Consider the following 12,702-nt stretch of genomic DNA (forward strand, 5'->3'; position numbering starts at 1 on the left):
GGGGGCATCGACTAGTTTCCGGACTCGGCGTGCGTGGCGGAGATGTTGTTGTGGTGCCGGATGACCTCGGAAATGATGAAGTTCATGAATTTCTCCGCGAATTCGGGGTCTAGGTGCGCTTCCTGGGCCAGCCGGCGCAGGCGCTCGATCTGTGCCTTTTCCCGTCCCGGGTCGCTCGGCGGCAGCGCGTGCACCGCCTTGAGGTGGCCCACCCGCTGGGTCGCCTTGAAGCGTTCGGCCAGCAGGTAGACCAGGGTGGCGTCGAAGTTGTCGATGCTGCTGCGGATCGACAGCAATTCCGCCATGACCTCGTCGGGGACGGAGTCGGCCAGGGAGCTGGCAGTGGGGTCGTAGGCACCGGTGTCCGCGGGGTCCGCAGCCTGCGGGTTCTTCTGTTGGCTCATGGCTTCAAGTCTAGGGTTGCCCGCTTCAATGCGCCCAACCGTGACGCGCGACTCCGGGACCAATCAGCTTTGGGCTGACAGATCCCTTCCCCGGCCGCCCCGTTCCGCTCCCCCGCGGCGGCTCCGGGACGGCCACGGGGGCGGCCCGCACGTGGCGGGCCACCCCCGTTTCAGTGCCCTGCGGGCCACTTTCCTGCCTATACCGCCTTGAGGAATGCCTCGCGGCGCAGCGCCTGCTCCACCGGGTCGGGCACCGGCAGCGAGGCGATCAGCCGGCGGGTGTACGGGTGCTGCGGGTCGCCCATGACTTGGTTGCCGATGCCCTCCTCGACGAGCTTGCCGCGGTAGAGCACCCCCACCCAGGTCGAGAGCATGTCAACCACTGCCAGGTCGTGGGAGATGAACAGGGCCGCAAAGCCAAGTTCGGCCTGCAGCTCCTTGAACAGCTCCAGCACCTTGGCCTGCACCGAGACGTCCAGCGCACTGGTCGGCTCGTCGGCGATCAGCAGCTTCGGGTCCAGCGCCAGCGCCCGGGCCAGCGAGGCGCGCTGGCGCTGGCCGCCGGAGAGCTCGTGCGGGAAGCGGGCGGCGAAGGCAGCCGGCAGCTGCACCGCCTCGAGCAGCTCGTCGACCCGCCTGCGGGCGGCACGGGCATCGAGCGCCTTGTGCACCAGCAGCGGCTCGGCGACGCACTCGCCGATGCTCAGCTGCGGATTGAAGCTGGCCGCCGGGTCCTGGAACACGAACCCGATGTCCTGGCGCAGCTTCTTGAAGGTGCGCTCCCTGAAATCGAGCATCTCGTAGCCGAAGACCTTCAGCGAGCCGGCGCTGACCTTGTTCAGCCCCGCAATGGCGCGTCCGATGGTGGTCTTCCCGGAGCCGGATTCGCCCACCAGCCCGTAGACCTCCCCGGCACAGATGTGCAGGGAGACATCGTCGACGGCGGTGAACGATGGCGTGCCCAGGCGCCCGGGATAGACGATGGACAGGTTCCTCGCCTCGACCAGCACCTCCTTGCCCTGGCCGGAGCGCTCGACCATGCCCTCGGAAGCCGAGTGCCGGCCCAGGTGCGGCACCGCGGCCAGCAGCGCCTTGGTGTAGTCCTCGCGCGGGGCGGCGAAGAGCTCCGAGCTCGGCGCACTCTCCACGATCTTGCCTTGGTACATCACCACCACGCGGTCGGCCAGGTCCGCGACCACGCCCATGTTGTGGGTAATCAGCACGATCCCGGTGTTGAAGTCGTCGCGCACCTCGCGCAGCAGCTCCAGGATCTCGGCCTGCACCGTGACATCCAGCGCCGTGGTCGGCTCGTCGGCGACGATCAGTGCCGGGTTCAGGGCCAGGGCCGCGGCGATGATGACGCGCTGCTTCTGCCCGCCGGAGAACTGGTGCGGGTAGTAGTTCACCCGCTTCTCCGGTTCCGGGATGCCGACCTTGCGCAGCACCTCGATGGCGCGGGCCTTGGCCTCCTTGCGCCCGACCTTGCCGTGGGCGCGGATGCCCTCGGCGATCTGCCAGCCCACGGTGTACACCGGGTTCAGCGCGGTGGAGGGCTCCTGAAACACCATGGAGACCTCGTCCCCGCGCACGGCGCGCAGCTCGCGGGCGCCCAGGGTGAGCATGTTGCTGCCCTTGAGCACCACGGCCCCGCGGGCGACCGCGGTCTCGGCGAGCAGCCCCAGGATGGTGCGGGCCGTCACCGACTTGCCGGAGCCGGATTCGCCGACCACGGCGACGACCTCCCCGGCGGCCACCTCGAAGCCGACCCCGCGCACGGCCGGAACCTCGCCGGCGTCGGTGGTGAAGGTGACCTCGAGGTCCTTGATTTCCAGGACGGTGCCGTCGGCGCGGCCGATCACGTCCCTGCGGTGTGCGTTCATGCTGTGGCCTTTCCGCCGCGACGCTTTGCTTTTCGGCGCATCCGCAGGCGCGGGTCTGCCAGGTCGTTCATGGATTCGCCCACCAGGGTCAGCCCGAGCACCGTGAGCACGATGGCGGCGCCCGGGAAGACCCCGGTCCACCAGATGCCGCTGCTGGCGTCGCTCAGGGCGCGATTCAGGTCAAAGCCCCATTCGGCGGCCTTGGTCGGTTCGATGCCGAATCCCAGGAATCCCAGGCCCGCCAGGGTCAGCAGTGCCTCGGAGGCGTTGAGCGTGAAGATCAGCGGCAGCGAGCGGGTGGCGTTGCGGAAAATGTGCTTGGCCATGATCCGCACGTTGGAGGCGCCGACGACCTTGGCGGATTCAACGAAGGGCTCGGCCTTCAGCCGCACTGTTTCGGCTCGGATCACGCGGAAGTACTGCGGGATGAAGACCACGGTGATGGAGATCGCCGCTGCCATGATTCCGCCCCACAGACTCGATTGGCCTTGGGAGATCACGATGGACATCACGATGGCCAGCAGCAGCGAGGGGAAGGCGTAAATGGCGTCGGCCAGCACCACCAGCACCCGATCCAGCCAGCCGCCGATGTACCCGGAGATCAGGCCCAGGATCACGCCGAGGAAGATGGAGAAGACCACGGCGACAACGATCACGGCGACGGCGGTCTGCGCTCCCCAGAGGGTGCGCGAATACACGTCGAATCCGCTGACGGTGGTGCCCCACAGGAATTTATCGCCCGGCGGCTCCTGGGTGGGGAAATTGCCCTGCGCGTCGGAGAGCTGTGAGAATCCGAAGGGTGCCAGCACCGGGGCGAGAAGTGCGGTGAGCAGGAAGACTGCGGACAGGACCAGTCCCGCCACCAGCATCCCGCGCTGCAGCCCGGCGCTCATCCGGTAGTGGGAGACGATCGGCAGGCGCGTCCACAGCGGCTTCCTGGCCCCGAGGGCCGTGGGGGTTGTGGTGGCCATGGCTAGAACCTCACTCGGGGGTCGATGAGCGCGGCAATGATGTCCACGATGAAGTTGGTGACCGCGACGATGACCGCCAGCAGCACCACAATGCCCTGCACGGCCACGAAGTCACGGGCCGTGAGGTACTCGGCCAACATGAAGCCCAGCCCCTTCCACTCGAAGGTGGTCTCGGTGAGCACCGCGCCTCCGAGCAGCAATGCGATCTGCAGGCCCATGACCGTGATGATGGGGATCAATGCAGGGCGGTAGGCGTGCTTGGTGAGCAGCCGGTATTCGGAGACGCCGCGGGAGCGACCTGCTTCCACGTAGTCGCGCCCCAGGGTGCCGATGACGTTGGTGCGCACCAGGCGCAGGAACACCCCGGCGGTGAGCAGGCCCAGGGCAACGGCGGGCAGGATTGCGTGCTGGATGACGTCGGAGGCCGCAGCCATGTTCCCCGAGCGCAGCGCGTCAAGCAGGAAGATGCCGCTGGGCTGCTCCAGGGAAGTTAGCGCGAGTTCGGCATTGATGCCCGCCCGCCCGGCAATCGGCAGCCAGCCGAGCCACACCCCGAAGATGAGCTTGAGCAACAGCCCGGCGAAGAACACCGGGGTGGCGTAGCACAGGATCGCGAAGACGCGCAGGATCGCGTCGGGCCAGCGGTCGCGCAGCTTGGCCGAGAGCAGTCCGAAGGGGATGCCGATCAGCAGGGCGATCACGAGCGAATTGAAGGCCAGCTCGGCGGTGGCCGCCCCGTAGGTGGCCAGCACCTCGGTGACGGCGCGGTTGTCGGTGAGCGTCCGGCCGAAGTTGCCGGTGAAAACCTGCCCGAGGTACTCGAAGTACTGGACGAGGACCGGGCGGTCGTAGCCGGCGGCGGCGATGCGCTCGGCCAGCTGGTCGGGGGTTAGGCGGCCGCCGAGGGCGGCGGTGATCGGGTCGCCGGTGACGCGCATCAGGAAGAAGACGAGCGTCACCAGGATGAAGATGGTGGGGAAAATCAGCAGGAAGCGAGTGACGAGGTAACGTACAAAGCTGCCTCCTGCCTTGGTAGCCGTTGCCACCGGTGTCGGTTGTGGCGACTCGGCTTCGGCAAGATCGGTCATGATGGCCATGAATGGTGCATCCTAGCTAGTTTGGGGCTATGGGTGGCGGGCCCCGACATGGCCCGCCCCGGCTCCCCTCCGACGGAGGGGAACCGGGGCCGGGGTGTCGGTGGATCCCGACGGGTGTCTGCCTACTTGGAGATGACGCCCAGGCGGAACTTGAAGGACGGGTCGAGGGTCTTCTCGACGCCGGTGACGCTGGCTCCCGCGACGGCAACCTGGGCACCCTGCAACAGCGGCAGGGTGGACAGGTCGCCGGCGACCTTGGTCTGGATTTCCTCGATCAGGGCGGTGCGCTTGGCCGCGTCCGTTTCCACGCGCTGCTCGTTGATCAACGTGTCGACTTCCTTGTTGTCGTAGGCATTGCCCAGGAAGTTGTTCTTGGCGAAGAACGGGCTCAGGTAGTTGTCCGCATCCGAGTAGTCCGGGTACCAGCCCAGCTGGTACGACGGGTAGTCGGTGACGCGCGACTTCTGGTAGGTCACCCATTCGGTGGACTGCAGGTCCACCTTGAACAGGCCGCCCTTTTCCAGCTGGCTCTTCACCAACGCGTATTCGTCGCCCGAGCTCGGTCCGTAGTGGTCCGGGTTGTACTGGAGCTTCAGGTCGACCGGGGTGCTGACGCCTGCCGCCTCGAGGACCGCCTTGGCCTTGTCCGGTGACGGCTTGCCGTCTTCCCCGTACATTTCCTTGAGCGGCTCAATGGCCCCGGTGAAGCCCTGCGGCACGTAGGAGTACGCCGGGAGGTAGGTGCCCTTGTAGACGCCGGTGGCGATCGCCTCGCGGTCAACGAGGTTGGCGGCCGCCTGGCGGACGGCAAGGGACTTCGCCGGGTCGGCGTCATCGGTCTTGGCACCGAACGGCATGATGTCGAAGTTGAAGACGATGTACCGCAGCTCGCCGCCCGGTCCGGTGAGGACCTTGACCTTGGAGTCCTTGCCCAGGTCTTCCACGTCGGTGGATGAAAGTGCGCGCCAGGCGACGTCGATGTTGCCCTGCTGCACGTCCAGCTTGAGGTTGTTCGAATCCGCGTAGTACTTGATGTTGGCGGCGTTGTTCGCCGGCGCCCCCAGCAGGCCCTTGTATCCTTCATACGGCTTGAAGGAAACCAGCGAGTTCTTGGCGTAGCTTTCAATCGTGTACGGTCCGTGGAAGGCCTTGCCGGCGACGATGTCCTCGTCCGGGATGACCTTGTCGGCGGGGAAGACCTCGTCGTCGACAATCGGGCCCACGGGGCTGGTGAGCACCTGCGGGAAGGTCTGGTCGTTGCCGCTCTTGAGCTTGAACACCACGGTGGTGGCGTCCGGGGCCGACACGCTGTCGAGGTTGCCCAGGAGCGAGGACGGCCCGTTGGGATCGGCGATCTTCACCTGGCGGTCGAACGTGTGCTTGACGTCCTTGGAGTCAAGGGCCGTGCCGTTGGCCCATTTCAGGTCCGCCTTGAGCTTGACGGTGTATTCGGTTGGCGTGGTGAACTCGGCCGATTCGGCAATGTCGTTTACCGGGTCCGCCGAACCGGGCACGGAGTTGAGCAGGAACGGGAAGACCTGGTTCATGACCATGAACGAACCGTTGTCGTAGGATCCTGCAGGGTCGAGCGAGGTGACCTTGTCCGTGGTTCCCACGGTGATCGGGCCGCTGGCTGGGGCGGATTCGCCTCCGGTGCCGGCGCCTGGAGTTTCGGCCGGACCGGTGCAACCGGTCAGGGCCAGGGCGGAGATGCCGATAACGGCTGCGGCGAGGCGCATCCCGTTTTTCTTGCGGGCCATGAGCATTCCTTATCTGTCAGCGAGCATGCGAGGTGATAGAAAACACATGCTTCACACAGCTTAGGTGATCGTCGTCACTAAGCGCCATTGCCTGCGGCATTCGACCGAATTGAAATGAAAATGCAACCAGGTCCCCACTCAATCGCGCCCCGCGGCGCCACCGCCCCCTGGCCGCCGCCCCTCCCGTCCCCGGGCCGCGGCGAAGTGGCCTAGGGTTAAGCACGATGATGACACGAAGAGACGCTGCGATTGCGTTGGATATCCCCATGGAAATGGCCAAGCGGCACGGCATTCCGCCACGCCTAAGCGAAGCCGCATTCGCCGAATTGAACGCCAATCCCCCGGCTTGGCTGATCCAGTCGCGCGCCAACCGCACGGGCAAGCGCGCCGTGTGGGTGCATCTGACCTGCGCCGTTTGCGGTTTCACCGAGGCCGAACGACCCAAGAAGTGGTGGCCTGAATTCGACTTCGTGCACTGCGCCGAGCACGGCCCGGCCCAGCTGCCACGGCTCGAGGCGGGCAAGACGCGCCTGGAATACCCGGACATCACCCCGCGCATGTACGGGATCGTCGACGAGGCGAAGGCCTAGCTAGCCGCACCCACAAGGTTTCCAACGTTCCGTCTGCCCGCCGCTTTCCGCGGCCGGCGGGCGGGACGTTTTCATGTGGGATGCAGCACGCGAATGCGAATAGGTTCCACCGGGTGCGCCGTCAGGAACCGATGCCACCCATTCCACCCAAGGCCGACCACCGACGGATGCTTCGAACCGGTGTAGGTGCATCCGTCGATGGACGGCGCATCCGCCTGCTGATTCCAGGTCGGGCGACGATTCAGAGGCGCATCGGAACAGGCGAGCCCTTCACGCGTACATCGACGCCATTCACGGTGCTGCGTCGATTCGCTGGGTGCTTCAAGGACACCGCGAATTCTCTGTTGGCCAACGCATTGCAGGAGTAGCCTTAAAGGGCGATCCTCACAGTGATCGCCAGTTATATCCTCAGTTGCCCTACGAGCTTCGGGAGAGAACCGTCCATGGACTTCGTCTCCGTTTTGATCATTCTAGGGATTATCGTTCTTTGCCTGTTGCCGTTCTTGTTTGGGGCCTGGCGAAACATTGATAGGCGGGCAAACGATATTCAGGGCAGGGATCCTGATACCGCACGTGCGCTAAGGGAAGCGCGGAAGAACATCGATCGCGGCAAGGGCTGGAATTGACCGTATTTCCCCGCGAGGAACACCCTGCGGAAGTGAACCCACATTTTTTGCGTCACGTCAGCCGGAGCCTCCCTCGCCCCGGGGTGGGGCAAACGGGGGTAGGCAAACCCGAAGCACGGGGTTCCCGTGCAGCCCGCGGAATACAGGATGCCGAGGGATCGGTTCGCGCAAGCCTCGCCTTTCGGCGACTTGGTCCTGTCTAGGCGCCTGTGGCGTCGGCCGCGTTTCCCGTCTCAGGAGGCCCCTCCAGGCGCCGGTAGCGAAGCAGCATGACCCCGCTTCTGAAGGCTTTCGGCGGCTCGACCAATTCGAAGCGGCTGGGAGTGGTGCCCGCAGGAAAAAGCCGCTTGCCTTCCCCGATCACGACCGGGCACATCCACAGGTTCACTCGATCTACCAGGCCCTCGCTAAACAGGGTCTGCAGTAGATTCGCGCTTCCCCACGTGTGGATCTGCTCATGCCGTTGCCGCAGGTCACGAACGTCCTCGGCGGCATCGGTGATCTGGGTGCTGGTGGCCCAGGTCAGCTCCGGGGTGCCGCGGGATGCCACATATTTAGGCACCCGATTGAAAACCTCGCCGATTTCGTCGGTCGCACCGGGCCAGTACCCGCGGAAGATGTCGTACGTCGTGCGGCCCAGCAACAGCGCGTCCGATGCCTGGACATCGAGTTCCAGCAGGTCTGACGACTCCCGGTCCCAAAACGGTCGTTCCCAGCCGGCGTATTCGAAGTCCCCGTCTTGTTCGTTGGGGCCGCCGTTGGCCTGGATCACCCCATCGAGTGTGATGTTCATGTTGACGTGCAGTTCACCCATGATTCCGTCTCCTCGGCATTCGCGCGGTGTCCATCCCTACCCTGCAGCCAGTATCCGACCGGCAGTTCGATTCGACAACAGGTCGTGCTTGTTTCCGGGGATGGACCGCAGGGTGCGCCTGCACGCCCTTGTTCCAACGAAGCGCGCCGAACTCGAGCGGCTCGGGCAGCCTTCTTTCGGGGCGCCAGAGCCGCCTCACCACCACATCGCCTAAGGCAAACGTGACCGCCAGCGGAGGAGCTCGGCCTCGAATTCGGCGGACTCTCCCGCCTCGGCCCACAGCCCGGCCAGCTCATTCCCATCCGCATTGCCCATGCGGTCCAGGGCACCTGCCGCCTTGGCATTCAGGTGTTCGGGCAGCGGGTCCGATGATCGCGGCCATGGCTCCGGGGCGCTGCCACCGTCCGTTCCCAACAGCTCCGGTTCATTCCACGAAACCACGAGTGCAGCGGCCGCCAGGCCCACCGCGCCGTCCGAGGCCTCGACCTCGGGTGCCGCGTTGAGTACCGTGTCGAGGGCTTGCTCCAAAATCGGCGCAACCTTGGCAGCGGTGTTGGCGTCGTCAAATTCGTAAATGAAGTCAGCGGCATCATCGTTTCCAAAGACCGATGTGTCCCAAGCGCCCATAAGAAATTCTCCTGATTCGACTTCGGCCGACCATATTCAGCCACGTTGCGATTCTGTCATTCACACGACCCAATGCCAATGGACTACTGGCGAAACAATCAACCAGCCATCAGGACCGGAGGATCCCCGATGCCCGGCCTTTCGAGCGAACCTTCGCCCCGGCCCGCGCCGCCGCGCAGGTTCCCCTGGCGGGAGCGTTGGGTCTTCGGGGAGCGCCGACGACCGGCCGCCTGCGCCCCGCGCGCTCGAGGTTGCCCCGGATCCTAGTCCAGGTTTTTAACATCCTGCACGGTGCGCGACAGCAGGCAGAATTCGTTGCCCTCGGGATCGCACAGGACGACCCAGCTGACTCCTTCGCCCTGGCCCACGTCCGTGCGCCTGGCACCCAGGGCAAGCAGGCGCTCGAGCTCCTCGGCGGTGGACAGGCCGTCCGCCCGCAGGTCGAAATGCAGCCGGTTTTTCACGCTCTTGCCCTCGGGCACCGCGAACACATCGATGGAGGGCCATGCCTTGTCGCGCGGCGCGATGCTGATTCCGTCGCTGTCTTCGTCGACAAGCTGCCAGTCGAGGACAGCGCACCAGAACTCGGCCACGACCCGTGGCCGGATCGCATCGATGGCAATGGCGGCTATGCGACTGGACATGGGACCACAGTAGACCACAAGGTGCGGCCCTGGGCAGACCCTCCGACTCAGGATTTTCCCCCAGGCCCGTGGCCACCTGCCGGCGGAGGGTGAGGGTTGCAGGCGTGGCAACGACGGCCCGCTACCGCGTGCCTGATGCTATGGCTTGGGAAGTTCCAGTGCGTACCTGTCCAACCCGCGCTGGTGGGATTTACGCTGGAAGCCGCGGCGGGTGAGAAGCCTGGACGAGGCCGTGTTGGCCGGGTCCACGCGGGCGAAGAGTTCCCGGGTTTCGTAGACCTCGGGGATCGTGGTCAGCGCTCCATCGACCATGGCCCCGGCAATGCCGCGTCCCCAGCAATCCGGCGACACCCAGTATCCGATCTCGACGCCCTCCTCCGTGCGGGTGGACACCACGATGCCGACTGGTTCGCCTGCCTCCTTCGCCAGGAACCAGCGGGAAGCTCCCGCGCGATGTGGTGGGTCCTGTCGCAGGGCTGCGCGGATGCGGTCCTGGGTGATTTGCCGGTCCCACGGCCGCCCGTCCCCGATGAAGCGGGTCACCCTCTCGTCGGAGGCCATGGACGCGAAAAATGCCGCGTCGGCCGCCTGGAACGGCTGGAGGGTGATCGAAGGGGTTTGCGGCATTGGATCTCTTTCGGCGATGGCGGGCTCCTGGCCAAGCTATCAAGCACCCGGGCGATGGCCGAATCCGTCCGGAGCATCCGGCGCATTTCGGTTGGCGGCTGTTGGCCGCGGCAGGCCCGCTGGTTGCCGCCGACCGCGACCATGCCGCGCTATTCCGCGATGAGCTCCATGACACTGCCCCGGTGGAGCGCCCTGTAGATGTCGTCGCGCATGAGGTTGGCCTCCAGGGCGGTGAGGGTCCTTTCGATTGGCCGGAGTGTTATGCGAACCAGGGCGTTGGCTTGCCCGGGGTCCAGCTGCAGTCGCTCCCGGGCCGCCTCGGGCAGGTCCTCGTAGTCGGTCAGCCCCAGCAACTCAACGGATTCCAGGTCATCCGACCGGGTCCCCAGCGCCCGGCGGACTTCGTCGCCCAGGACTTCCTCGTCGAAGGATTTCGGGACGACGATGGAGATGTCGCGCCGGATCGAAGGAAGCAGCGAGACAGGTTGCCACGGTTCCAGATGGAGCATTTGGGATCCGATGCGCTGGTCCCGGGCGCGCAGCAGACGTATGTCCGGGATGCCCTTGCGCAGCATCAAGGCCCGGTCCAGGCCCATTCCCAGGGCAAGGCCCGACCACCGTTCCGGGTCGAGTCCCGCATCGGTGAACAAACGGGGCGCCATCATGCCGCATTCGGCAAGTTCCAACCATTCGCTTCCGACCAGGACATCCACTTGCATCCCCTTGGTCGTGTACGGGTGAACGGCCGGCACCGTGCGCCATTTGGCCCCGGGCAGGACCGCGTCGACAAGCACGGCGACCATCGATTCCAGGTCGTCCGGCGTCAGTGCGGTGGATGAAGATATCCGCCAGAGGTCAACCTGGTGGGGTGTGCCGACGTGGGTACGGTCAATGGCGTCCCGGCGGTACACCAGTCCGGGCATGACCACCAGGTCGTCCATGGAGATGGATCGCGGTAGATTCCGCAACAGCGAGGGGACCGACGCCGAGGTGTGGCTCCTGAGCATGACCGAGGGGCTCACATATCGTGAATACCTTTGGTCGCGGGTCACCGTCGACGGGGCGAATCCCAGATTGTCGTAGTTGTCGGTGACCGAAACCAGCGGACTGTCTCGCACCATCCTGGCAGGCACGCCCCAACCATGGGCGAGAACGCTTGTGCATTGCCCCAGCAGCTCTTGCATGGCGTGCGGACCATGTGCAGGATCCGAGAGGTCGCGCAGTGTCAGGGCGTCGTGAAGTTCGTTCGCGGAGAGATACGTTGTCATGGGAAGTCCTTGGTGGGGTTTGGATCGGTGAACAATCCCCCGATCCGCTCCGCCGCCAGGACTTAGGCGCGCGCCACGAAGCCCTCGCGACCGGTAACCGGTCGGGGGCTGGTAAATCGCTGTGGGGTACGCATATCGCCAAGGCTAACAGGCTGCCCGTCCCGGTCCAAGGAACACCTGGCCATGCGCTGAAGGCAAGCGCATGTGCGACGGTGTTTGCGTCCGGCCCGGCAAGTGGTGTCTTGGGCAGAGTCCGCGTCGGCAGTCGGTGGCTGCTGCGCGCGGCCATTTAGCGGGTCGGGGTCTGGTGCGCGAAGCACCGCCACGGGATCATTGCAACGGAGTAGGGTTGCAACGTGCCCACATTGCAGCTCCTGCGAGCCGAACATTTTCCGGCCGTCCTGGCCTTTGAGCTGGCCAACCGCGCCTTCTTCGCTGCCCGGGTCCCCGACCGGGGCGATGCGTACTTCGAAGATTTCGACCACCGGCTCCAGACTTTGCTGGAGGAACAAAACGCCGGAGACGGCGCCTTCTACCTGCTCGTCGACGGGGAAGGCCATGTCTTGGGGCGATTCAATCTGGAGTTCATTGGCGACGGCATTGCAGAACTCGGCTACCGCGTCGCCGAACGGGAGACAGGACGGGGTGTGGCGACAGCCGCCGTTCGTGAAGTCTGCCGACTGGCAGCTGAATCGCATGGCCTACGCGCACTCAGGGCAGTTGCCGCCACCCGGAATCCGGCGTCCCGGAAAGTCCTGACCAAGGCAGGGTTCCTGGCCGCCGGCCAAGCCGACCCGGCAAGTCTCGACGGTCAACCGGGAACCCGCTACTCGCTCGAACTAGGTCGAGCAGGACAGTTTGCCTTGGGTGACCCCACCCGTCCCGATTCCGGGCACAGCGCGTAGTTGCCCTTGTTTCCCGGGGGTCGGATGCCGACCATGGCGATGTCCCTGGCGGCCGTGCTGCCGGTCCCCCTGCGGCGGACTGGTCACGTTCCGGACGGCGCGCAGGGTCCTCGGTTTGGGGAATCTTCACCGGATGGGCACCGACACAGCTGGGTGCCCGGCGGCCTTGATCCTGGACCAGATCGACATCACGCGTGATTTTCCGGCATCGGATGACTCAAGGGCCATGAGGAGTTGGTTGCGGCACTGGCTCATTCGGCCAACGAACTCCGAAGTCGAATGACACCGATGGGCACCCCGTGGGAGCCCCAGCACCATGAACGTGATGCCGGGGCACAACTCATCGGCGGAAAGTTGCCGTGTTCCAATCGGGAAGGATTACGGCGCCAGGCCGAACGCCATTCGGGGGCCGATGGCTGTATGCCGCCTCGTTCAATTTGCCGCCATGGACGGTCCCCCGGGACTTGGCGGCTTCCCGGATGGCAATAC

At 65.4% G+C, this 12,702-nt stretch carries 13 protein-coding genes; 3 read left to right on the forward strand and 10 right to left on the reverse strand.

All coding sequences use genetic code 11. The features are described from left to right. Positions 1–11: 11 nt before the first annotated feature. From AC6CHY_RS08205 to AC6CHY_RS08225, 5 genes are all read right to left on the reverse strand, one after another. Positions 12–404 carry a chorismate mutase gene (locus AC6CHY_RS08205; RefSeq protein WP_217389902.1) on the reverse strand — a complete coding sequence of 131 codons (393 nt, stop codon included), beginning with the start codon at positions 402–404 and terminating at the stop codon, positions 12–14. 197 nt (positions 405–601) lie between these two features. Further along, on the reverse strand, positions 602–2,284 hold the full coding sequence (locus AC6CHY_RS08210; RefSeq protein WP_217389903.1) for a dipeptide ABC transporter ATP-binding protein: 1,683 nt from the start codon (positions 2,282–2,284) through the stop codon (positions 602–604). After that, the gene (locus AC6CHY_RS08215) at positions 2,281–3,255 is read right to left on the reverse strand and encodes an ABC transporter permease (RefSeq protein WP_217389904.1); all 975 of its coding nucleotides are present in this window, start codon (positions 3,253–3,255) and stop codon (positions 2,281–2,283) included. The genes AC6CHY_RS08210 and AC6CHY_RS08215 overlap by 4 nt, the downstream gene beginning before the upstream one ends. Positions 3,256–3,257: 2 nt before the next feature. After that, the gene (locus AC6CHY_RS08220) at positions 3,258–4,343 is read right to left on the reverse strand and encodes an ABC transporter permease (RefSeq protein WP_217389987.1); all 1,086 of its coding nucleotides are present in this window, start codon (positions 4,341–4,343) and stop codon (positions 3,258–3,260) included. A 131-nt stretch (positions 4,344–4,474) separates the two neighbouring features. Further along, positions 4,475–6,112, reverse strand: coding sequence for an ABC transporter substrate-binding protein (locus tag AC6CHY_RS08225; RefSeq protein WP_498226452.1), 1,638 nt, complete (start codon positions 6,110–6,112; stop codon positions 4,475–4,477). Positions 6,113–6,336: 224 nt separating this feature from the next. On the opposite strand from AC6CHY_RS08225, the gene AC6CHY_RS08230 reads away from it, so the two are divergent. Both AC6CHY_RS08230 and AC6CHY_RS08235 read left to right on the forward strand, forming a co-directional pair. Then, on the forward strand, positions 6,337–6,702 hold the full coding sequence (locus AC6CHY_RS08230) for a hypothetical protein (protein WP_217389906.1): 366 nt from the start codon (positions 6,337–6,339) through the stop codon (positions 6,700–6,702). Positions 6,703–7,145: 443 nt separating this feature from the next. After that, a complete protein-coding gene (locus tag AC6CHY_RS08235) occupies positions 7,146–7,328 on the forward strand; it encodes a hypothetical protein (RefSeq protein WP_498226453.1) in 183 nt (60 codons plus the stop codon). A gap of 199 nt (positions 7,329–7,527) precedes the next feature. Here AC6CHY_RS08235 and AC6CHY_RS08240 read toward each other — a convergent pair whose 3' ends face one another. The 5 genes from AC6CHY_RS08240 to srmL all read right to left on the reverse strand — a co-directional run bounded on the left by AC6CHY_RS08240 (position 7,528) and on the right by srmL (position 11,308). Further along, complete coding sequence (locus tag AC6CHY_RS08240; protein ID WP_498226454.1) at positions 7,528–8,142, reverse strand: dihydrofolate reductase family protein; 615 nt, start codon at positions 8,140–8,142, stop codon at positions 7,528–7,530. 210 nt (positions 8,143–8,352) lie between these two features. Beyond that, complete coding sequence (locus AC6CHY_RS08245; RefSeq protein ID WP_498226455.1) at positions 8,353–8,769, reverse strand: DUF4259 domain-containing protein; 417 nt, start codon at positions 8,767–8,769, stop codon at positions 8,353–8,355. A gap of 263 nt (positions 8,770–9,032) precedes the next feature. Then, a complete protein-coding gene (locus AC6CHY_RS08250) occupies positions 9,033–9,413 on the reverse strand; it encodes a VOC family protein (RefSeq protein ID WP_498226456.1) in 381 nt (126 codons plus the stop codon). A gap of 138 nt (positions 9,414–9,551) precedes the next feature. Then, entirely contained in the window at positions 9,552–10,040 is a 489-nt protein-coding gene (locus AC6CHY_RS08255; RefSeq protein WP_498226457.1) for a GNAT family N-acetyltransferase, read from the reverse strand. 149 nt (positions 10,041–10,189) lie between these two features. Next, positions 10,190–11,308 (reverse strand): PheS-related mystery ligase SrmL, encoded by a 1,119-nt coding sequence (gene srmL, locus AC6CHY_RS08260; protein WP_217389911.1) that lies wholly within the window; start codon positions 11,306–11,308, stop codon positions 10,190–10,192. Positions 11,309–11,664: 356 nt separating this feature from the next. On the opposite strand from srmL, the gene AC6CHY_RS08265 reads away from it, so the two are divergent. After that, on the forward strand, positions 11,665–12,213 hold the full coding sequence (locus AC6CHY_RS08265; protein ID WP_217389912.1) for a GNAT family N-acetyltransferase: 549 nt from the start codon (positions 11,665–11,667) through the stop codon (positions 12,211–12,213). Positions 12,214–12,702: the final 489 nt, after the last annotated feature.

This window comes from Paeniglutamicibacter sp. GQ140, assembly GCF_059759235.1.